At 69.6% G+C, this 20,652-nt stretch carries 18 protein-coding genes and 2 pseudogenes; 4 read left to right on the top strand and 16 right to left on the bottom strand.

Going from position 1 to position 20,652, the window contains the following annotated elements; genetic code table 11:
• Positions 1–76: 76 nt before the first annotated feature.
• On the bottom strand, positions 77–2,152 hold the full coding sequence (locus OG948_RS01675) for a prolyl oligopeptidase family serine peptidase (RefSeq protein WP_406293175.1): 2,076 nt from the start codon (positions 2,150–2,152) through the stop codon (positions 77–79).
• Between the two features lie 223 nt (positions 2,153–2,375).
• Between OG948_RS01675 and OG948_RS01680 the strand changes: the two genes are divergently transcribed.
• Together OG948_RS01680 and OG948_RS01685 are read left to right on the top strand one after the other, a co-directional pair.
• Complete coding sequence (locus OG948_RS01680; protein WP_406293177.1) at positions 2,376–2,876, top strand: hypothetical protein; 501 nt, start codon at positions 2,376–2,378, stop codon at positions 2,874–2,876.
• 416 nt (positions 2,877–3,292) lie between these two features.
• On the top strand, positions 3,293–4,552 hold the full coding sequence (locus tag OG948_RS01685) for an amidohydrolase family protein (RefSeq protein ID WP_406293178.1): 1,260 nt from the start codon (positions 3,293–3,295) through the stop codon (positions 4,550–4,552).
• Positions 4,553–4,589: 37 nt separating this feature from the next.
• On the opposite strand, the gene OG948_RS01690 is transcribed toward OG948_RS01685, so the two are convergent.
• The 4 genes and pseudogenes from OG948_RS01690 to OG948_RS01705 all read right to left on the bottom strand — a co-directional run bounded on the left by OG948_RS01690 (position 4,590) and on the right by OG948_RS01705 (position 7,886).
• A complete protein-coding gene (locus OG948_RS01690; RefSeq protein ID WP_406293179.1) occupies positions 4,590–5,009 on the bottom strand; it encodes a hypothetical protein in 420 nt (139 codons plus the stop codon).
• A gap of 197 nt (positions 5,010–5,206) precedes the next feature.
• Positions 5,207–6,001 (bottom strand): diaminopimelate decarboxylase family protein, encoded by a 795-nt coding sequence (locus tag OG948_RS01695; protein ID WP_406293181.1) that lies wholly within the window; start codon positions 5,999–6,001, stop codon positions 5,207–5,209.
• Between the two features lie 77 nt (positions 6,002–6,078).
• Positions 6,079–6,318 (bottom strand): annotated as a pseudogene (locus OG948_RS01700) (diaminopimelate decarboxylase); the annotation flags it as partial.
• Positions 6,319–6,464: 146 nt separating this feature from the next.
• The gene (locus OG948_RS01705) at positions 6,465–7,886 is read right to left on the bottom strand and encodes an aminobutyraldehyde dehydrogenase (protein ID WP_406293183.1); all 1,422 of its coding nucleotides are present in this window, start codon (positions 7,884–7,886) and stop codon (positions 6,465–6,467) included.
• A gap of 461 nt (positions 7,887–8,347) precedes the next feature.
• On the opposite strand from OG948_RS01705, the gene OG948_RS01710 reads away from it, so the two are divergent.
• Positions 8,348–9,151 carry a hypothetical protein gene (locus tag OG948_RS01710; RefSeq protein ID WP_406293185.1) on the top strand — a complete coding sequence of 268 codons (804 nt, stop codon included), beginning with the start codon at positions 8,348–8,350 and terminating at the stop codon, positions 9,149–9,151.
• 134 nt (positions 9,152–9,285) lie between these two features.
• On the opposite strand, the gene OG948_RS01715 is transcribed toward OG948_RS01710, so the two are convergent.
• The 3 genes from OG948_RS01715 to OG948_RS01725 are packed head-to-tail and all read right to left on the bottom strand — an operon-like array spanning position 9,286 to position 11,283.
• On the bottom strand, positions 9,286–9,513 hold the full coding sequence (locus tag OG948_RS01715; protein ID WP_406293186.1) for an aldehyde dehydrogenase family protein: 228 nt from the start codon (positions 9,511–9,513) through the stop codon (positions 9,286–9,288).
• Positions 9,510–10,976 carry a GMC family oxidoreductase gene (locus tag OG948_RS01720; protein WP_406293188.1) on the bottom strand — a complete coding sequence of 489 codons (1,467 nt, stop codon included), beginning with the start codon at positions 10,974–10,976 and terminating at the stop codon, positions 9,510–9,512. The genes OG948_RS01715 and OG948_RS01720 overlap by 4 nt, the downstream gene beginning before the upstream one ends.
• Before the next feature lie 10 nt (positions 10,977–10,986).
• Complete coding sequence (locus tag OG948_RS01725) at positions 10,987–11,283, bottom strand: hypothetical protein (protein ID WP_406293190.1); 297 nt, start codon at positions 11,281–11,283, stop codon at positions 10,987–10,989.
• A gap of 95 nt (positions 11,284–11,378) precedes the next feature.
• Between OG948_RS01725 and OG948_RS01730 the strand changes: the two genes are divergently transcribed.
• Positions 11,379–12,167 (top strand): IclR family transcriptional regulator, encoded by a 789-nt coding sequence (locus tag OG948_RS01730; protein ID WP_406293192.1) that lies wholly within the window; start codon positions 11,379–11,381, stop codon positions 12,165–12,167.
• On the opposite strand, the gene OG948_RS01735 is transcribed toward OG948_RS01730, so the two are convergent.
• The 8 genes and pseudogenes from OG948_RS01735 to OG948_RS01770 all read right to left on the bottom strand — a co-directional run bounded on the left by OG948_RS01735 (position 12,115) and on the right by OG948_RS01770 (position 20,650).
• Positions 12,115–12,864: an IclR family transcriptional regulator gene (locus tag OG948_RS01735; RefSeq protein WP_331769711.1), complete on the bottom strand. Its 750-nt coding sequence runs from the start codon at positions 12,862–12,864 to the stop codon at positions 12,115–12,117. The genes OG948_RS01730 and OG948_RS01735 overlap by 53 nt on opposite strands.
• A gap of 365 nt (positions 12,865–13,229) precedes the next feature.
• Positions 13,230–13,945: pseudogene (locus OG948_RS01740) on the bottom strand (dienelactone hydrolase family protein).
• A 62-nt stretch (positions 13,946–14,007) separates the two neighbouring features.
• Complete coding sequence (locus OG948_RS01745) at positions 14,008–14,175, bottom strand: hypothetical protein (protein WP_406293195.1); 168 nt, start codon at positions 14,173–14,175, stop codon at positions 14,008–14,010.
• Between the two features lie 580 nt (positions 14,176–14,755).
• Positions 14,756–15,586, bottom strand: coding sequence for an alpha/beta fold hydrolase (locus tag OG948_RS01750; protein WP_406293198.1), 831 nt, complete (start codon positions 15,584–15,586; stop codon positions 14,756–14,758).
• 162 nt (positions 15,587–15,748) lie between these two features.
• Complete coding sequence (locus OG948_RS01755) at positions 15,749–17,290, bottom strand: acetolactate synthase large subunit (RefSeq protein WP_406293201.1); 1,542 nt, start codon at positions 17,288–17,290, stop codon at positions 15,749–15,751.
• Entirely contained in the window at positions 17,287–18,384 is a 1,098-nt protein-coding gene (locus OG948_RS01760; RefSeq protein WP_406293202.1) for a Glu/Leu/Phe/Val dehydrogenase dimerization domain-containing protein, read from the bottom strand. Before OG948_RS01760 ends, OG948_RS01755 begins: the two co-directional genes overlap by 4 nt.
• Entirely contained in the window at positions 18,372–19,397 is a 1,026-nt protein-coding gene (locus OG948_RS01765; protein ID WP_406293203.1) for a dipeptidase, read from the bottom strand. The genes OG948_RS01760 and OG948_RS01765 overlap by 13 nt, the downstream gene beginning before the upstream one ends.
• Entirely contained in the window at positions 19,394–20,650 is a 1,257-nt protein-coding gene (locus OG948_RS01770; RefSeq protein WP_406293206.1) for a serine hydrolase, read from the bottom strand. The genes OG948_RS01765 and OG948_RS01770 overlap by 4 nt, the downstream gene beginning before the upstream one ends.
• Positions 20,651–20,652: the final 2 nt, after the last annotated feature.

Genomic DNA, 20,652 nt, shown 5'->3' on the forward strand with positions numbered 1-20,652 from the left:
GGTGGGTTTCGTCCGGGAGAGTTCGTCCGGACACCGTGTCTTCGGGCTCGTGCTGCGCCGTACCGAACCGACGCGGTTAGACCGCGTCGTGGGGTGCACCCGCCGTGTCCCGCTGAGCGGAGTCGCTCTTCTTCACATGGCGCACCATCCAGTCGACCAATGCCTCGTTCTGTGCCCGTCGCGCCGGAACCGGGCCCGAGGTGGATCCTTCGTGGGAGGCGTCGGGCAGCATCAGCATCTCGGCCACGCACCCTGCACGCCGCAGCACCGAGTAGAACTGCTTGCTCTGCTCGGGCGGGCAGCGGTGGTCGCGTTCGCCCTGGATCAACAGCGTCGGCGTGGTGCAGGTGTGAGCCGTGCTGATCGGTGACAGCTTCCGGTAGCGCTCGGCGTCCGTCTCGGGCAGGGCGTCCAGCGCCGCAGGCAGGAAACTGAGCCCGATGTCGCTGGTGCCGTACATGCTCGAGAAGTTGGTCACCGGATTCTCGATGACAGCAGCCTTGAACCGATCGCCATGGCTGACGATCCAGCTGGACATGTACCCGCCGTACGACAGACCGGCGACTCCGAGGCGGGCGGGGTCGGCCCAGCCTCGGTCCACCGCGAAGTCCACCGCCGCCATCAAGTCGTCGAGGTCGTCGTGGCCCCACGCTCCGATGATGGCGTCGGCGAATTCCACGCCATAGCCACGCGAGCCGCGGGGGTTGACCATGAGCACCCCGAAGCCGGCGCCGCACAGGATGTGGGCGTCCGTGACGTAGACCTCCCCGTAGGCCGCCTTGGGACCGCCGTGGATGAGCAGGACGGTAGGCAGCGCCCCGACCGCGCCGGCGGGTCGCAACAGCTTGGCTTGCACTTGCGGGCCGCCCTTGGCGCCGACCCAGAAGCCGGTGACCGTACACGGGACGGTGCAGGTCCGATTGCGGGCCGCGGTGTCGCTGATCCGCAAGTCCTCGCCCGTGTCAAGGTCGCGGACCCAGAGATCGGGCGGGCTCGCAAGCGTGCCGGTGGCATACAGCAGGCGCTGCCCGGCCACAGCCAGCGGATAGAAGCAGCCTGGGCCGGACAGCACCGTTGTCGCACGAGGCTCGCCCTCCAGTGCGATGCGGTGCACCTCCAGGCGGTCCTCGACGTGAACCCGAACGAGAGCGTCGCCCGCGTGAAGGAGCAGTCTCGGGTCGGGGTCCGTGAACGGAATGGCGATGTCGCCCAGCACGTCACCGTTGACATCGAGATCCAGGCCGGCGGCACGATCGGTCGGGCGGCACGACGGAGCGGCTTCGTCGAGCGAGTCCAAGACGAACAAACGACCCAGCGAGTGCGGATCGGCACCGGAGGTGGTCACCGCGATCCGGCCGTCGCCCAATGCCGCGAGGGAGAAGAGATCCGGTGCCCGCATGTGCTCGACGACTGTCGGATCCGACCCGTCGGATCCGACCGAGCGCACGCCGGCGACGCCGTGTCGCCATTCCTGCGGTCCGCATCCGGCGAGGAAGGCAATCCGTCCGGGGCCGGCCTCCTCCGACTCCGCTTCGCTGCTCCCGGGCCGGCTCGAAGGCGACAGCCAGGTCGGCTGGGTGTTCACCCACGCATCGTCGGTGAGGCGCGTGTGCGTCCGGGTATCGAGGTCGCAGACGAAGACGTCGGCCGTGACGTCGTCGACGAGATCGAGACCGTCCGCCCAGCCGATCGTCCGGGTGATCCGATACGGCGCCCCGACCACGCGCGTGCTGAGCGTCGCGGCGTAGGCGATGTGGCGGCCGTCGGGACTCCATGCCGGCTTCCCGGAAACCGAGCGGTCCGGCTCCCCCGGGTCGACGAGCACCTCGAACTCGAAGTCCGGCGCATCCGCGAGCCGAACGAGGACAATGCGCACGGTCGGGCCGTCATTGGACAGGAACGCCAACCGACTGCCGTCCGGCGAGAAGGACGGGGTGTGGCCGCCGTCGCCGAACGCCACGGCAAGGGCAGCCGCTCGAGGCTCGGCCACACTGCTCAGGCGCAGGCTGCGCCGCTCGACGTCTCCCTCGATGTGGCAGACGGACCAGGCGACGAGCGCACCGTCCGGGCTCAGGTCGGCGCTGTGGACCAGTTCCATCGCGTCGACAAGTTCAGTGACCGTACTGCCGCAGCCGGTGTCAGCCGTGGGCATGGCAACTCCTTCAGAAGGTTCGTAATTAATTTACCAGATACGTAGATCATGAAGTAAACTTGGGTCATGGTCACCCTCCGCACTTCGAACGCCGTGCGCACCGTGCTTCGGATCGACTCCCGGCGCGGGGTTCGCCGACGATCACATCGAGCCGGCGCCGTGGAACCGGAGTCCGGCGATGTCCGGTTCCGCAGCTATTCCTGCTGTTAAGAGGTCTCCCGCCATGACCACAACCGCCACCCACGCTCCGGTCGATCCCTCCCGCACCACCGGCACCGACACGAACGCGACGACCACGTCACCGAGGAAAAGCGGTCTGTACGACGATGCCTTCGCGTACGGCCCGCACCTGGCCTCCACCGGCGTCACCTTCGACGTGATCTCGGTCGACGCCCCCCTCGGTCTGGCCGCACTGCGGCTGCTGCGCGAGCGCAAGGTACCGCTCGGCGCGGTGATACACGACCAACGGTGGGACCGCATCGGCTACCTCGTGCCGTCCCGGAGCGACGAACCCGTCTCCGACGTCGAACTGCGGTGCGGCCCGCGTCAGATCGGGCTCGGCTCCTGGGTGGTACTGCCCGCCGGCGACTCGGAGGCCATGGTCACATGGCTGCAACCACCTGCGGTCACCGACCAGATCGTCGACCACCTCACGCCGACGCGAATCGTGCGCGAGGCTCTCCGCGAGGCCGCCGCCCTCGGCGAAGTGGAACCCCAGACGTGATCCGCCCCCTTGCACGCCACCCGTCGGGCCGACTCTTCCACCCCCCGCGACCACGAAACCCACCCGCACTGCTCCTGTGCCGTGATCCACCGCGTCGCGATTGACTTCCCGATGACGTTGCAAGCCGCGCGACGCGCTGGGGAACTCGGTCCTCGACGGACGGGGTGTCCGACCGGCACGTCCGCTGTTCACCGATCAGCACGGCCGACATCCGCGCATCCACGACGCTGCTCTGGAGGGCGATCAGGATCACCGCTGCGCTCCCGAGCAGAACCCGGTTCCAGTCCGTACTCGCGCGGGCGGTTGCACGGTGGAGATGCTGTGCTGCCCGCCGCCTCGCACGCGGGAACAATCTCCGGCCCGATGCCGATCCCGGCGGGCTCACAACGAAGCAATAGGTGAGTGGATGGAGCGCCATGTCCTCGACTGATCCCCTTCCAGGCCGGCGGTTGCTGCTCTCCGGTGGTTCGGTGTTCGACGGTTCGGGGTCCGCGCCCCGGGAGGCGGACGTGGTCGTCGCCGACGGCCGGATCGCCGAGGTCGGCACGGGCCTGGACGGTGACGACATGGTCGACGTCACCGGTCGGACCGTGCTTCCCGGTTTCACCGACTGCCACGTTCACGTCATGATCAGCGACATCGACATCTGGCGGATCCAGCAGACGCCCTTCTCGCTGATGTTCTTCGAAGCCGCGCGCAATCTCCGCCTGACCCTCGAGGCCGGGATCACCACCGTCCGCGACGCCGCGGGCGCCGACTACGGGCTCAAGCAAGCGGTCGAGACGGGCCTGATCCCCGGGCCACGGTTGCTCAACGCGATCTCGATGCTCAGCCAGACCGGCGGACACGGCGACGGACACCAGATCTCCGGGACCGAGGCACCGCTCTTCCGTTCCCACCCGGGCGCGCCATCCGGCTTGGTCGACGGCGTGGACCAGGCACGGCACAGGGTCCGGGAGCTGGTCCGGGCACGCGCGGACTGGATCAAGGTCGCGGCATCCGGGGGCGTACTGTCCGAGGACGACTTGCACCACCGCCAATTTCGGGACGACGAACTCACCGAGATCGTCGCCGAGGCCGCAGCCGCAGGCCTTGATGTAATGGCGCATGCGCACGCCGCCGAAGGCATCAAGGCAGCGGTGCGCCATGGCGCCCGGTCAGTGGAACACGGCGTCTATCTGGACGACGAGGCCATCGATCTGATGCTGCGTCACAACACCTGGCTGGTGCCCACCCTGGCGGCCCCGCTCGCAGTCATTGCACGCGCCGAGGCACAGAACGCCGCACTGCCCAGAGGGACCGCCGAGAAGGCACGCGAGGTGGCCGAGGTCCACGCCGCGTCCTTCCGCCGGGCGGTCGATGCCGGGGTGCGCATTGCGATGGGCACCGACGCCGGGGTGGGCACACACGGCGAGAACCTGGTCGAACTCGAGCTCATGGCCAGGGCGGGCATGCCACCGTTCGAGGCGCTGCGCTCGGCCACCGCCAGCGCGGCGGAGTTGCTGAGGCTTGACCACGAAATCGGCGCCGTGCGGCCGGGCCTCGTGGCGGATCTGGTGGTCCTTGAGGGGCCGCTGGACGACCTGTGCGCGGTATCCGATCGAGTCACCACCGTGCTCCAAGCCGGTCGCGTCGTCCACCGCCGGGCGCCCGCCACGGCAGCGGGTGCACAGTGAGGACCACCGTGTTCCACAACGTGGTCGACAGCGCTCGTCACACGCCGGCCGACAGAGCCAGGACCGAACTGTCGCAGCACGAAGCCGCGCGGCGGTGTGAGCCACCATGGCCGATAGCGGCGGGTTCACACCCAGTGCCGGCAATCCGCGAGTCGGCGAATACGCCGTGCGGGGCGAGCGCGTCGCGGAGGGCGACGAAGGCGATGGTGCGGATGCGGCCGGTCACCGTCCACGTCTTGCTTCTCGCCCCGGTGGGAACATCCGCCGTGCCAAGGATGGCCTCGCACACAGGGATGTACGCATCGTGGGGCACGCGACGATACTGACGGAAGCCGAGCAAGTGGCGCGGCCGTGCGCGGTTGACAATCGGATGTCGTCGCCTGCAGCGCACCCGGAGCTCGAGGCCGAACGAGAGCGTGCGGGTCGATCCACCCGCCAGCCGCGTCACCAACCTCACGGGTCAATACACCGCGCTCCGGCATCGGAGCGGACTGGGCATGGGGCGGATTGTCGCGCGGCAACCCTGACGACGTTTGCAATCACGGTCGCACGGCAAGCTGTCGGCGGATGACGCGAAGTGGGTCGTTCGCACCTGCAAAGGGCGGACGACCCATATTCGGCGCCGGCGTTGCGCTGCCAGCCCTGTGCAGACCTCTAGCGTCCGGGGGACGAGGTGTCACGGGCGAAGACGTCCGCGAGTGTCTCGCGGCGAACGACCTCTCGGGCCTTCCCGTCGGCGCAGAAGACGACCGGTGCCTTGAGCGCGCCGTTGTAGTTGTTCGCCATCGTGTAGCAATACGCTCCGGTCACGGGAACGGCGACGACGTCGCCGGGCCGGGGCGACCGCAACGGGACGTCGGAGCTGAGCCGGTCGCCGGACTCGCAGTGTCGCCCGACAAGGTCGACCCGTTCGCCGCCCCCGACCCTGTCGATCACGGTGGCCTCGAACCGCTGCCCGAAGAGCGCGACCTCCATGTTGTCGCCCATGCCACCGTCGACCGCGACGGTAACGCGATCACCCCGTTTGACGTTGACCACGCGGTACAGCGTGACCCCGGACCGGGCCACCAGGCTGCGACCGGGTTCGATGATCAGCCGAGACGAGGCCGGCAGGTACCGCCGCGCGGCGTCGGTGATCGCACCGATCCACTCTTCGGGCTCGGGCGGGTGATCGTCGTATGTATACCGCCCGCCCAAGCCGCCGCCAAGGTCGTAGGTCTCGAACTCCCCGAGGTCGGCCAGTGCCCTGACCGCGGCCACGAACGGTTCCACCTCGAGGATCTGACTGCCGATGTGCGCGTGCAGACCGGCCAGGTGGAGGTTCGTACTGGCCCGAATCCGCGTGATTGCCCGGGGCACCTGGTCCAGCGGCAGCCCGAACTTGGACCCTTTTCGGCCCGTGACCAGCGCATCGTAGGTGTCCGCACGCACCTCGGGCAGTACCCGCACGAGAACTCCTGCCGCCCGGTCACCGACCGTTCCAGCCGTTCGATGTCGTCGAAGTTGTCGACCACGACCAGGCCGACCCCGGCGGCGAGCGCCATCTCGATCTCGGCCGGGGTCTTGGCGTTCCCGTGCAGCACCAGGTCCCGTCCTTCGACACCCGCGCGCAGGGCGGCCGCGAGTTCTCCCAGGCCGGCCACGTCGACGCCGATCCCCTCCTGCGCCATCAGCCGATAGGCAGCCACACACGGAAAGGACTTCGAAGCGAAGACGACCTGCGAGGAGGGCCAGGTCGCGCTCAGCGCCTCCCGGAAACGCCGCACCCGCGCGCGCAGGCCGGCCTCGTCGACGACGTACGCGGGGGTCGAGTACTCGTCGGCCAGATCGGACAGGGCGACGCCGCCGACGATCAGTCCGCGGCCTTCCTCGACGGTCGTTCCCTCGGGAAACAGCTAGAGGATGCCGGGGCTCACGTCCACGAGAGCATCACATGCTTGATCCTGGTGTACGCCTCCAGGCCGTAGAGGGACAGGTCCTTGCCCTCACCGGTCTGCTTGAAGCCCCCGTGCGGCATCTCCGCCGCCGTCGTGACGTGGGTGTTGACCCAGGTGACGCCGAAGTCGAGCGCACTGGTGACGCGCATGGCGCGGCCGACGTCACGTGTCCACACACTGGATGCCAGGCCGTGGCGGACGCCGTTGGCCATCTCGATCGCCTCCTCCTCGTCGCCGAAGGTCTGCACGGTCAGCACGGGACCGAAGATCTCCTCCTGGACGAGTTCGTCGCTCTGGCCGACACCGGTGATGACGGTCGGCGGAAAGAAGAAGCCGGGACCCTCCTCCGCCTTCCCGCCGGCGGCGATCACAGCGGTATCGCCACGGCGCTCGACGAGCCCCGAGACCCGTTGCAACTGGGATCGACTGATCAGCGGACTCCGGCCGTCCCGGGCATTGCCAGGGTCGACCAGGGCGAACGCGCGGGCGTGTCCGACCAGTTCCCGTACGAGGTCGTCGTGGACGTCGGCGTGCGCCAGGATGCGCGACGGCGCGGTGCAGTCCTGGCCGGCGTTGTAGAAGGCGGCCTCGGCGATCACCTTCGCGCAGTAGGCCACGTTTGCGTCGTCGAACACCAGAACCGGACCGTTGCCGCCCAGTTCGAGGTGGGTCCGGCGCACGTCGTCGGCGGCGGCGCGGACCACCTCGGTGCCGGCGCGGGTCGATCCGGTGATGGCCACCATGTCCGCGCGCGGGTGACCGGCCACCAGTTTGCCGGTGTCCCGGTCCCCGCAGACGAGGTTCACACAGCCCGGCGGCAGATGACGTCCGCAGATCTCGGCGAGCAGCAGCGCGCTGGAGGGAGTGGCCGCGTCCGGTTTGAAGACCACCGTATTGCCGGCTGCGATGGCCGGCGCCAGCTTCCAGACCGCGGTCATCAGCGGGTAGTTCCATGGCGCGATCGAGGCGATCACGCCGACGGGCTCGCGGCGGATCATGGACGTGTGGCCCGGCACGTACTCCGCCGCCGCCCGTCCCTCCAGCATGCGCGCCGCGCCGGCGAAGAACCGGAGCTGGTCGATGATCGGCAGCAGTTCCTCGGCCCGGAACAGGTCGGTCGGCTTACCGGTGTCCCCGCATTCGGCGGCGACGAACTCCTCCGCCCGCTCTTCCATCTCCGCCGCGATCGCCAGCAGCGCGATCTGACGTTCCCCCGGCGCGCTGCGCCGCCAGGTACCGAAGGCAGTGCGCGCTGCTTCGAAGGCGGCGTCCACCTCGGCGGCGCGGGAGACCACGGCGGTGCCGTGGATCTCACCGGTGCGCGGGTCGATCAAGGGCTGCCGCCCGGGGCCGCCACTGCGGACACCGTTGACGAAATTGACGACGTGCTCGGTCATGTGGGGATTCCAGTGGCGTACCGGACGACGGGCGTCCATTGCCGGCAGGCTTCCCATGCGAGGGTACGTAGCACTCTGATGAAGATCATAAAATTATTATGAACCCTTCCCATCCTGGAGCGCCAGCCTTCGCGAGAGCTTGTCGGGAACACCCCGCCGACGGCGAGGTCGATCCATCCCGTTCACCAGGGCGGCAGCCGATACGAGTCGGTCGACCCGTTCGCCCGGCCGGACGTGCGCCTACGCCGCTCGCGATCGACTCGAATCCCGACCTCCGACCTCACCGCCCCGCTCGATACTCTGAGTGGGCGCGGATCCTCGCGTCCCGCGAGGGCGGTCGTCGCACGAAGTGGGACTCTCCCAATCGACCGCCGTACGGCGAAATCGAGCACCCGTATGTTCGCCCACATGGCAGGATCATAAATAACTTATGGTCTCCAAGCAGGGAGTACCATCGTCGTATGGTGGACACTCCCGAAGACGACGTGACGAAGTCCGCGCCGGCACGCGCGCACTCGACAGACTCCGCACGTCCGCAGCGCCGGCATCGACCCCGCGAGGAAACCCGCGCCCTACTGCTGGCCGCAGCGGCGAACCTCGCCATCGAGCGAACCCGTCCCGAAGCGGCGAATCCACACAACCCACTGGCGGACATCCGCATGGCGGACGTCCTCGTCGAGGTGAATCGGCGCAATCCCGACGGCAGAAAACTCACGACCGGGGCCTTCTACCAGATCTGGCCGGACCAGGCCGCCTTCCAACTGGAACTGATGCGCCACGTGATGGACAAGATCGCCACCCCGGGGGCACGCCAAATCGAAGCCCTCGCATTCGGGCTGGTCGCCGACGGAGAGGCACCCGAGGAGATCTTCCGTCAGATCGGCGAAGCCGACTTCCGATGGACGAGCGCATCACCGGAACTGTTCCTGGCACTCGGCCTGGGAGCTCTGGCCCCGGTCGACATGGTGCGTGACGCCCAAGCCGGGGCCAATGAGCGATACGTCGACGAGACCGACCATCTGCTGAGCGTCCTTTTGCGCTATGCCCGCCGCCGCCTCCGACTCGACCGCACCATGGCGGATCTCATCTGGGCCATCGAGGCCTTGTCCGTGGGCTACCTCCTGCGTTCACGCACCCACCCCGACATTCCCGAACGGACGGACCACAACGGCTGGAGTTCCCTGGCGAGCGCCTATTACGGTGTCATCCAGGCATTCAGCGAGCCGATCTCCGACGACCCAGAAGCATCCGAGTCGCCTTCGTGAACTCGGTCACAAGACTCCGTGTCTCCCGTGTCGGCTGGTTCTTCGACGGCCGGGACAGGCCCGACAGTATCGGGGCTCCGTGGCCGACCACTTGGACTGGATCCGGAACACCCTCCGCCGATAGCGAACACGGCTCAGGCAATTCCCGCTCCGTGCGGTGCAGTTCGGGCTGACGCATGTTCGGCGATCGCGGCGGCCAGGGCCAGGAGCGTGTCCTGACGCTCCCCGGGGGTGACGGACCGCCAGGTCTCGAAGGCGGTTGCAGCCGCGCGAACGACGGCGTCCAGTTCCGTGGACGACGCGGTGGGAACGCGGTCGTGGACCTCGCCGGTACGCGGATCGATGATGTCGAGGTGAGTCACAGGGTCTCCTGGATGAAGGCCGCCACCCGCTCGCCGACCACCGTGGTCGGCAGCGCGGGGGTACTGCGGGGAATGTCGGGGAAGACGGACGCGTCGGCGACGTGGAGGCTCTCCAGCCCGTGCACCTTGCCGGTGTGGTCGACGACGGCCAGCGGGTCGTCGGCCGGCCCCATCCGGCAGCTGCCCGCCGGATGCCAGTAGTGCTGGTGGTTGGCCTTGATCCAGTCGTGGCTGTCGCCTTGGGAAGTGAGCAGCGCCGGTCCACGGTAGGGCGACAGGTCCAACTCCCGTATCCAGCCCAGGCCGTGGGCGAGGGCCTCGAGGTCGTCCGGGTGGGTCAGGTAGGCGTGGTCGACGTGGGCGAGGGCGTACGGGTCGGCGGAACGCAGCCGTACCGTGCCCCGTGAGCGGGGACGCAGCAGCGCGACCGGAATGATGCAGCGCCAGCCGTGCTCGGTGCTCGCGTCGCGCTCGACCCACGGGTAGACATGCAGGTCGTAGGGTGCGTCTCCGGCGTGGGGCGAGCGGAGCTTGGCCAGGGCTTGTTCGTCGGGCAGCATGCGGGTCCGGGCGAAGTCGGCCAGGTCTGCGGCGAGTTCCGCGGATGCGGCGAACTCCAACTGGACGGAGGGGTGATCGTGCAGGTTCTCGCCAACTCCCGGGAGGTCGTGCCGCACCTCGACGCCGACCTCGGCGAGGTGGGCGGCCGGACCGATGCCGGAGCGCAGCAGTACTTCGGGGCTGCCGTAGGCACCGGCGCTCAGCACCACGAGGTCGGCGCGGATCCGGTGCCGGCGGCCGTCGGCGAGGACGTCCACCGCCACCGCCCGGCCGTTGTCCAGCACGATCCGATCGGCCTGCACGCCGCCGAGCACGGTGAGGTTGCCCTGTTCGCGAACGGGGTCGAGGTAGGCGAAGGCCGTGTTGACGCGCACACCGTCGGGGGTGATGTTGACCGGTGCGCAGCCGATGCCGAGCCCGCCGGCGAGGTCGTCGAAGTCGTTGCGGACGGGCAGGCCGAGCCCCGCGCCCGCCGCGATGAAGTGTTGCTGGAACGGTTGGATCTCGTCTTCGCGGTAGGTCCTCAACTGCAGGGCCGCGGACGCCTTGTCGAACAACGGTCGTAGTGTGGCCGATTCCCAGCCGGGAGAGCCGGCCGCCGCCCACGCGTCGTAGTCGCCGGCCCATCCGCTGCTTTGTGTGCAGCCGTTGTGGGTGGAGCAGCCCCCGATCGCGCGGCAGCGCTCGAAGGCGTGACGAGTTCCGCGATAGCCCCAGTCGTGCGAAGTCGGCAGGGTGGTGGCGTCCAGCAGGTCGGCGGGCCAAAAGGCGCGGTCGGGCCCGTAGTCGGGGCCCGCCTCCAGGACGAGCACCCGATGCCGGCGGGCGAGGCGGGCGGCGACGACGCAGCCCGCCGTACCGCCGCCCAGGACGATGATCTCGGCGTGGTCGGGGAACTTCAACGATGGCTCCTCAGCCGGAGAGGGTGGGCGTGGAGGGGGAGGTGGAAGCGGGAGTGGAGGAGGCGCGGACGAGGGCGCGGCGATGGCGTGTGCCGAGGGCGTGAAGGAGGCAACCGAGGCCGACGATCAGGAGCCCGTAGGGCGCGAAGAACAACAGCCCGAGGACGGCCGGCCAGGTCAGTCCCTCGGAGCCGTTCGCGGCCACCGAGCCCAGGGTGTCCAGGCCGACGATCGCGCACAGCAGCATGGCCAACACGTGGAAGCGCCGCAGTGCGCGGCGCGTGTGGGGTGGGTCGGCCGTCGTCATGCGGCCTCCTTCGTGGTGGGGTGCCGCAATCATGGAGAGTCGCGTTCATAATCGTCAATGACTCATGCGTAAATTGATCGCACTAGAGTGGTGTGGTGACCACGACCTTCGACAAGGGCCTCGCCCTCCTGCACGCGGTCCTCGCCGCGGAACTGGGCTCGGCCGGCTACCAGGGCAACGTCCGCCTCGCCGAACTGATCGGCGTCGACGCGGCCCAGGCGTCCCGCATGCTCAAGGACCTGGCCGCGTTGGACCTCGTCGAGCGCGATGAGCAAGGCCGCGGCTGGCGCATCGGCCCCGGCTTCTTCGCGCTGGCCGGGGCGGCGGCCGACAGGCACCTGCTGGTCGCCGCCCGACCGCCGCTGCGCGGCCTGGTGGCGCGCTGGCACGAACCGGCCTGGCTCGCGGTGCCCTCACAGGGCATGGTGCTCACGGTGGAGAGCCAGCTCAGCCACTGGTCGTCGTACGTGGCGGCAGCGCCCGGCGCCCTGACACCGATCTGGTGCACCGGGCCGGGGCGGGCACTGTTGCTCGATCACTCCGAGCAGGAACTCGCCGCGTTGCTCGGTGCCGTCGAATTCGTCGGCGGCGGGCCGCGGGCAGCCCGCGACATCGCCACGCTGGCCGGCTACAACGCGACCGCCCGCGCGGAGGGGATCGTGGTCGCGGACCGCGAATTCGAACACGACGTGGTGGACTTCTCGGCACCCGTACGGGACGAATCCGGAGCAGTCGTGGCCGCGCTGAGTCTGGCCGTCCCGCGATTCAGACTGGCCGACCGGTCCGCCGAGATCGCGGCGTCGGTGAAGGCGGCGGCCGCCGCACTGGAGGTCAGGGCCGCGGCCGGCCGAGCAGCGTGGAGAGCCGATCGGCCAGATCCCTGATCGCCGCACCGTGCCGATCCGCCAGCGGGGCCAACCGTGCCGAGGGTCCTTCCGTGTGCAGCGCGCAGACGACCTCGCCGGAGAAGTCCCGCACCGGCGCGGCGACGGCGAACACGCCCGGCTCCGACTCCCCGTCCACGACCGCGTAGCCACGCTCGCGAGCCGCGATCAACCGTGCCTCGAACTCGGCCACCCCGCTCGGCGCGGCGGGTCCGTGGGCGATGAACCCGGTGTCGGCGAACACGATCTCCAACTCCTCGCGGCTACAGTCCCACAGCAGCGCCTGACCCGCGTCGTCGCAGTACAACGGATACGAACGGCCCACCCACGACAGCCCCGAGGGCACATCCTCGAGGAAGGCCACCGAGCCGTCCCCGCGCACCTCGGCCAGGAACGCACTCGCCCCGGTCGCCTCCACCGCCGCGCGCAGAATCGGCGGCCCCTCGGTGAGCAGCCGCGCCCTGACCGCGCGCGTCGCCTGGCTGTACAACCGCCAACTCAGCGCATAGGCGAGCGTGTCGGGATCCCGGGTGAGCACACCCGCCGCCTCCAGGCTGTGCAGCGTGCGGGACACCTGGACCCGATTGCGTCCGAGACGCTCGGCGATCTCCGTCGACGTCGCCGGACCCCCGCCCGCCGCCACGGCAAGCAACACGTCGAGCCCACGACCCAGACTCCTGACGGCTCCGGTATTCACCCGGCGATGATATCGACAGCCGGACAGCGGCATCCGCACCCGCCTCCTTCGGAGCCGGCGAGCACCGGGCCGCGCAGCGGGCCGCGCCGGCCCGTGGTGGAGCGCCGCCGCGCACGGTCGCTGGGGCCGCCCCGGCTCGGCACCACCACCCGCCGCGTGACCGGAGACTGCCGGCGTCCTCGACGGCGAACGCACGGCCGGATCCCCCGAACGACGAACGTCGGCTTTCATGACCACCACCGCGGTTCGAAGGCCGACGTCACGTCCGCCCCGGATTGCCCGACAGGACTGCCGCCATGCCCGGCAGTTCACCAACCCCGCCGCCGGCGTGCGACTTCCGCGAACTCCCGCGGATCGCCGATCACTCAGCCCGCGCCGCTCGGCAGCACCCGCGCCAGACAGTCGTACGTGCGCATCCACGCCGTCGTCGCCGCGTCCGGGACGTACTTGTCCGGGCGGGCGTCGCACGCGAAGGCGTGTCCGACGCCCGGGTATGTGTGCTGCTCGAAGACCGCTCCGGCCCCGGTCAGTGCGGCGTCGATCGCGGCCACGTGCTCGGCCGGGATGGTCGGGTCCTGCTCGCCGGTGTGCAGCGGCAGCGGCGCGTCGATCTTCGCCGCCCGGTCCAGCACGGCATGCGGTCCTGCGGCGATCCCGGGACCGTGGAAGACCGTCACACCGGCAAGTCCCGGGCAGCACGTGGCCGCGGTGAACGCGGCCCGACCACCGAAGCAGAAACCGACGATCGCGGTACGGGCCGCGGGCAGCTCCTCATCCTGCGCAAGATGGGCCAGCAGGGCGCCGATGTCCGCAGCGACCGCGTCCGGCCCGATCGCGCCGATCAACCCCATCGCGTCGGTGTGCCGGTCGTAGGGCAACTCGGCGACGCCGGTGCGGTGGAACAGGTCGGGGCCACCGCGAGGTAGCCGCGCTCGGCGATCCGGCGGGCGACCGTGCGGATGTGTTCATTGACCCCGAACGCCTCCTGCAACACCACGACGGCCCCGCATGGGTGGTCACGGCATCGGGGCGCACGGTGAACACCCGCATCGGGCCGTCGGCGGTCGGGACGGTAATCCATTGCTCGCTCATCGGGGAAGTTCCTTCGCTACGAAGTGGAATCGGACCGGTCACGGCCCGCGGTCACAACCAGTGGGGCAACGCCGGTAGAGCGGCGGCCGAGTGGGCCAGTCCCGCGCCGTCGCTGCGACCGGTGAGCCAGCCGAGCAACTCGGCTGTGGTGCCCTCGACTTGCTCCACGACCTCGCCCGGCGCGGGCAGCCGAGTGGTGCGGACCGACTCACCGCTCATGAGGGGTGTTCGGCCATCACGGCGCTTGGTCTTGTCTCCCGGGTGCGACGAGCGGGTGCACACCTCGGCCGGGTTTGAAAAACCCCATGCCCGGTATCGGGTTCCGGGCCGATGATGTTCTTCTGCCCGTTTCCACCCCGCTGTCTCGGCACAGGGCCTGGAGACTCTCATGCCTGATACGGCCTTCCGGTTGACGTTCGATCTGATCCGCTGCACGGGGTGTGGTGTCCAGCGAGTGCGCGGCGTGCCGTGCGCCGACTGCGGCCGGACGCCGCCTCGCTGGGCGATCAACCACAACAGCGCCGGCCGCCGTGCCGCGGCCGAGGCCGCGGTACGTGTCCACGACGAGCCGGCTCGCGTGGCATCGGTCTCCCGTTTCGCATGGGAGGACTTCGACCTGCACTGCGGGAGGCTCGACGCGTGGCTTCGTGACTTCTTCCGGACGATGCAGGCGGTCGCCCGTAACGAGCTCGGCTCGGCCGAGCGCCTTGCCGTCGCGGTCCGCGCAATCCTCGCCGAGCGGGCCCTGCTCGCGGCGGCGCCCCGCCACCGTGTCCCTACATCGGGACAAAGACAGCGGTTACCAGCCGGCTTTGGTAACGAGGTCAGCGACGATGTCGTGCATCAGTGCCCGCTGCAGGCTGATGTGGCCGTGGGCAGCGAGGAGATGCAGGTCGGAACTCGGCAGTTGCCGCGCCATCCAGACCGTGTGGTCCGGTGGGACGAACACGTCCAGCCGGCCGGCCCAGAAGGTCACCGGCGTGGTGACGCTGGGGAGGTCGAATCCCCACGGCGTCGTGAGGGCGATGTCGTCCTCGAGCCAGCCCTCGATCCCGTTTTCCAAGCCCTTGTTCCAGCCGATATTCAGGCGCTCGGCCGACTCGTGGGTCATGACGTCGCGGTCGACGGGCGGGATCGCGTCGTCGAAGACCTCGACGAACGCCTCCACCGGACGCTCGCGACGGCTCGCGGCGAACTTCTCCAGGAAGCGCCGGACGGCGTCCTCGCCTTTGTCGGCGAGGGCCCATTCTTCGTGGTTGGACTGCACCATCCCGGCGTAGTAGTCGAGCCCTTCCGCATCCCGTGGCGCGGGTGTGGCGACGGCAGCGGCCGCCTTGCACGACGGTGTAAGGGCGGCGGTGGCCAGGGAGTGCCCGCCGCCGCCCGAGTAGCCGGCGCTGACGAATTCCGTGACGCCGAGGTGCTGGATGACGGCCTCGATGTCGGCGGGGACGTCGGCGATCCGCCGACCAGGGTTCGGTGTGCTGTTGCCGTAGCCAGGGCGCAGCGGCAAGACGACGCGCAGTCCGTGGTGATCGGCCACGTCGGCCAACAGCTTGTCGGGCGCGGGACTGCTCGGCGTACCGGGCTGGTGTACGAGCGCTCGTTCGGAATCGCCGTACAGCAGCACCTCGCAGGTGCGGCCATCGGAACACGGCACGAGCGCGAAATGCCAGGCGCTATGGGGCATCTGAATCCTTTTCCGGATGATCGGTCTGCTGGCGGTTCGAGTGGAGTTGCGGCAATCTCGTACGACTCGCGCGGTGGTGAACGCGGATTCGCGAGTTACGAGCTACTCCAAGATCACTTCGATCAAGTGCGGGCCGGGTTCGGCTACCGCACGCGAGAATTGGCCCGCCAGCTCCTCGGCCGTCCTCGCGCGGGTAGCCGGCACACCCATTCCCTCGGCGATCTTGGTGAAGTCGAGGTCGGGGCGGGACAGGTCAAGCAGTTCGTCGGCTTTGGGGCCCGACCTGCCCGCGCCGACCCGCTGGAGTTCCGTCCGCAGGATCGCGTAGGACCGGTTGTTGAGCAGAATTGTTGTGACGTCAAGGTTTTCGCGGGCCATGGTCCACAGCGCGGAAATGGTGTAAATGGCGCTTCCGTCGGCCTGGAGTGCGATCACCGGGCGATCCGGAGCGGCGACGGCGGCGCCGACCGCGACCGGCAAGCCCTGGCCGATCGCACCTCCTGTGAGGGGCAGCACGTCGTGCCGGGGCGCGCCGGCGGTGGCGGCGGGCAGCAGCAGGCCGGAGGTCACCGATTCGTCCGAGACGATCGCACCGTCCGGCAGGAGCGCGCCGATTACCTCGACCCAATTCCGCGGTGTGAGCGGGCCGCGGGGCAAGGGGGAGCGCCGCGCTTGCTGAAGCACGGGCAGGGTGCCGGGCGCGACCTCGTCCGCGAGAGATTCCAATGCCGCCACCACATCCCCGCCGAGTTCGGCGAGGATGTGCACCTGTGCGCCTGCGGGCACGAGATCACTGGCCCGGCCTGGATACGCGAAGAACGACACGGGCGGCTTCGTCCCCGCGACGATGACATGGGTGGTTCCTTCGAGCTGGTACGCCACGTGTTCGGCGTGGTAGGCCAGTCGTTCGACGGCGGGTAGTCCCGCGCCGCGCTGGATGCGAGCCGGGAAGGTTTCCATGAAGGGCTTCAGGCCGGTTGCCGTGGCGATCCGGTTCACCGCGCGCAATCCGCGTTCCTGGCAGGCGGCGCCGCCGATCAGCAGTGCGGTGGGTTCGCCGGTACGCAGGATCGCCGCGACCGATTTCACCGCCGTTTCGGGTACCTGCCGGGGAACTCGTGCCGGTACCGGACTCGCCGCGCGTCCGCCGTCGCCCCAGGCGACGTCCGCCGGGAGGATGAGTGTGGCGACTCCTCCCGGGGGCTCCTGTGCGGCGGCGACAGTGCGGGCGGCGTCCGCGCCGACCTCGGCTGGGCTGTCCGACCGCCGGACCCAGCCGAGGGAAGCCGCGACCGCTTCGATATCGGATTCCAGCGGAGCGTCGTACTTCTTGTGGTAGGTCGCGTGATCGCCGACGAGGTTGACGACCGGGCTGTGCGCCCGGCGGGCGTTGTGCAGGTTCGCCAGGCCGTTGCCCAAACCGGGGCCCAGATGCAGCAGTGTCGCCGCGGGACGGCCGGCCACGCGCGCGTAACCGTCGGCCGCACCGGTCGCCACCCCCTCGAACAGAGCGAGGATGGCGCGCATGCTCGGCACGGTGTCGAGCGCCGCGACGAACTGCATCTCCGAGGTACCGGGGTTGGCGAAGCAGACGTCGACGCCCGCACCGACCAATGTGCGGATCAGGGCTTGCGCGCCGTTCATCGCACTCCCGGCTCGGAAGGACCGGTCCGTGTGACGGGTTCGGTGACCGCGGAGCCGGTGAGACGCGCGTTCGCGTCCCCCACCGCCACCGCCAGTGGCGTCACCCCATCTCGTTCGGCGCGCGCGAACACCGAGGCGAGCCGGTCGCCGATCCGGCGGACGTCGGCCCGCGCCGCCTCGGGCGACAGCCCGTCCAGGGAGACCTTGACCCCGTAGATCACGCCGCCCGCGTTGGCGATGAAGTCGGGCGCCCACAGGATGCCCCGCTCGGCCAAGGCCTCGGCCACCGTGTCGTCGGACAGCTGGTTGTTCGCCGGCCCGACAACCGCGGCGCACCGCAACCAGGGCACGCTGTGCGGCGTGAGGATTCCGCCGAGGGCCGCAGGAACAAGGAGATCGGTCTCGACGAACAGGGCTTCGCCGGGTTCGGCCCAGTCGGCCCCAAGCTCACCGGCGATCGCCTGCTTCGCCGGGTCGATGTCGGAGACCGTGAGCTTGGCCCCCGCGGTCGCGAGCCGCCGGGCCAGCCGCTGCCCCACCTGACCGAGCCCGACCACGCAGACGCGGCGCCCGCGAAGGTCAGCCGTGGCGAAGGCCCGGCGGGCCGTCGCTTCGATCGCCGCGTACACCCCGATCGAGGTCGGTTCCGCCGGTTCGCCTATCCCACCGGCGCTCGGCGGCAGGCAGTCGGCCCATGGGGTCTGCTCACGGACGATGAGCATGTCCTCGCTGCGCATCCCGACGTCCTCACCGACGATGAACGTTCCGCCGAGGCTGTCGACCAGGTCGCCGAGGTCCCGCAACACCGCTTCGCGGCGCTCGGGTGACAGGACGGTACCCGTGGGCAGCGCGATCACGGCCTTTCCGCCGCCGTGTGCCAGGTCCGCGGCCGCGTTCTTCAACGACATGGCGGCGGACAGGCGCAGCGCGTCGGTGAGGCCGTCGCGCCAGTCGGGATACGTCCACATCCGCGCGCCGCCGACAGCGTGGCCCAGCGTTGTCGAGTGGACGGCTGCGATTACCGGGAGACCGGAGCGTTTGCCGTAGTGCAGCACAACCCGCTCGTGGTCCAATCGCGGGTCTACTGTGGACATGATTCCCCTTTCAGTACGCGGACGAGATTGGCGCCGAGGATCTTGCGGATCACCGGCTCGGAAAAGCCGTGGTGCAACAGCGCGTCGGTGACCAAAGGCAGGCCGGCGGGACCTTCGAGGCCGGGCACCAGGGTCTCCGTATTGGTGCCTTCGATGATCAGTGGCCGGTCGCAGGTCGGGACCTTCTCGTCGAGTACTTCGGCGATGAAGTCGCTTCCCAGACCGACGTGGTCTTCCCCGGCGACGTCGACGATGTGCGCGATGTGCGCGACCAGGTTCTCGATCGTCGGCTTGCCGCCGGCGAGGAATCCGGCGAAGAAGTTCACCCCGACGACGCCACCGGTGGCGGCGATCCCCCGCAGTTGGTCGTCGGTCAGGTTCCGGTGATGCTCGTGCACGGCGTAGGCGCATGAGTGCGTCGCGACGACCGGCCTGGTCGCCAGCTCCAGGATGTGGTCGACGCAGGCGCGTCCGACGTGTGAGACGTCGACCAGCACGCCCAGCCGCTCGAGCAGGGCGACCGCGTCGATCCCGGCCCTGGTGAGGCGGCCACCGGTCGCGTCCTCCGCAGATCCGTCCGCGAGCATCGTGCGGCCGAAATGCGTGAAGGACACGATCCGAACGCCCAAACGCGCCATGGTCTGCAGCAGTTCGATGTCGTCGTCGATCTGCGGGCATCCTTCGAGGGCGAGCACCAGCGCGATGCGGCCCGAGGCCGGCGCGGCGTCGATCTCCGCGCCGGTGCGGCACAAGGCGACGACGTCTGCGTTTCCCTCGGCGATCCGATGCGCCGCTTCGAGCATCCGCAGCGTTTCCCGGAGGGCGCCCTCCGGCCGGAACTCGTTGCCGATGAACACGGGAAGCACCTGCACGTCCACGCCACCTTCGCGCAGCTGCGGGTACCAGCGTTCGCGGAAGTACGACACCCACGCCGATCGCGGGCGTCGCGCGACCAGCACCAGCAGATCGTTGTGGGCGTCGGCGACGACGGCATCGCGATGGAGGCCGGTCATTTGGCCTCCGCTTCCCGGTGCAGCACGCGCAAGGCGGCGTGCATCCGGCGAGGCGTCCGGCCGGCCATGTCGAAGAAGCAGACCTCTGTCCGGACATCGTCGAAATCGGCCCAGAACGCGTCGCCCTCCTGGTGGCGCAAAGCGATGCGTTCCGAGCCGCCCAGCGGGTTCGACGAGGTCAGCGTGCCGTCCTCGACTCGGATGTCGAATGCGAAGTTGGCCGAGAGGTAGTGCCCGGCATACCGCTCGGGATCGCTGGGGCCGGGCCCGGTAGGCGGCGCCGGTTCGGGTGTGCCGAGCATGGTGTGCACGACCGCGCGGCCGGCCCGTTCGCCCTGCGGGTAGTTCGTCACCACTGCGGCGGCGCGATCGTTGCCGGGCTCGGCGAAGACCAGGACGGATGTGCCGCCGATGTGCTCCACTGCTTGCCGCCCCGACCGCGACAGTGCCCAGCCCAGGCCCCAGCCGGAGACTCGCAAAGACCGGCCGGGCAAGGTGATCTGGCAGGAACGCAGCTCGGCGGCGAGTTCGGCGGGAAGCAGCTCCCGCCCCTCGGCGGTGCGGCCCGTCGCGCACGCGAGCGCGAGCAGGGCGGCGTCGCGGGCGGTGCCGTGGAGGGTCGAGCCGGCGGCCTCGTACAGCTTCCCGACACGGGGCCACATCTCCCCCGACCGTAGCCCGCCGTGACCGTCGGACACCAGGTCGGGAGCGAACGACGGAGCGGGCTCGAAGGTCGCACGGGTAGCCCCGACCGGTCCGAGGATCCGGTCTCTCACCTGTTGGTCCCACGACGAACCGGTCACCTGCTCGATCAGCCGACCGAGGACGACGTAACCGGAGTTCGCGTAGGAGTGTGTCTCGCCCGGCGCACCGGTCGCGCCCGACTCCCGTACTGCCGCCAGCAATTCGTCGAACCCGTCGTAACGTTGCCACGCGTCCGCCAGCCCGCCGGAGTGACACAGCAGCATTCGCACAGTGATCTCGCTCGCGCGCGCGCCCAGGACGGCGGCCTCGGGCACATGTGCCACAACAGGATCATCGAACGAGAGCGATCCCGCCGCCACCAGTTGCGCGACCATCGTCGCAGTGAGCACCTTGGTCACCGAGCCGAGGGCGAACGTCGGGGCGGTCGCGGCGGCGGGCCCGACCACCGCCTCGCTCGTGCGCCCGTCCTCGAGCACGCAGGCGGCTGCGATCGCCTGCTGGGGACAGGTGTCCCGGAGAACCTCGTCCAGCGTCGCGGAATCCATCATCG

This window comes from Embleya sp. NBC_00888 (genome assembly GCF_045207655.1).
GTDB lineage: Bacteria > Actinomycetota > Actinomycetes > Streptomycetales > Streptomycetaceae > Embleya.

Excerpts from the sequence above, each read along its gene's own strand:
- OG948_RS01675 (WP_406293175.1), bottom strand. The coding sequence starts at position 2,152 with ATGCCCACGGCTGACACCGGCTGCGGCAGTACGGTCACTGAACTTGTC.
- OG948_RS01680 (WP_406293177.1), top strand. The coding sequence starts at position 2,376 with ATGACCACAACCGCCACCCACGCTCCGGTCGATCCCTCCCGCACCACC.
- OG948_RS01685 (WP_406293178.1), top strand. The coding sequence starts at position 3,293 with ATGTCCTCGACTGATCCCCTTCCAGGCCGGCGGTTGCTGCTCTCCGGT.
- OG948_RS01705 (WP_406293183.1), bottom strand. The coding sequence starts at position 7,886 with ATGACCGAGCACGTCGTCAATTTCGTCAACGGTGTCCGCAGTGGCGGC.
- OG948_RS01710 (WP_406293185.1), top strand. The coding sequence starts at position 8,348 with ATGGTGGACACTCCCGAAGACGACGTGACGAAGTCCGCGCCGGCACGC.
- OG948_RS01725 (WP_406293190.1), bottom strand. The coding sequence starts at position 11,283 with ATGACGACGGCCGACCCACCCCACACGCGCCGCGCACTGCGGCGCTTC.
- OG948_RS01745 (WP_406293195.1), bottom strand. The coding sequence starts at position 14,175 with ATGAGCGGTGAGTCGGTCCGCACCACTCGGCTGCCCGCGCCGGGCGAG.
- OG948_RS01755 (WP_406293201.1), bottom strand. The coding sequence starts at position 17,290 with ATGAACGGCGCGCAAGCCCTGATCCGCACATTGGTCGGTGCGGGCGTC.
- OG948_RS01760 (WP_406293202.1), bottom strand. The coding sequence starts at position 18,384 with ATGTCCACAGTAGACCCGCGATTGGACCACGAGCGGGTTGTGCTGCAC.
- OG948_RS01765 (WP_406293203.1), bottom strand. The coding sequence starts at position 19,397 with ATGACCGGCCTCCATCGCGATGCCGTCGTCGCCGACGCCCACAACGAT.
- OG948_RS01770 (WP_406293206.1), bottom strand. The coding sequence starts at position 20,650 with ATGATGGATTCCGCGACGCTGGACGAGGTTCTCCGGGACACCTGTCCC.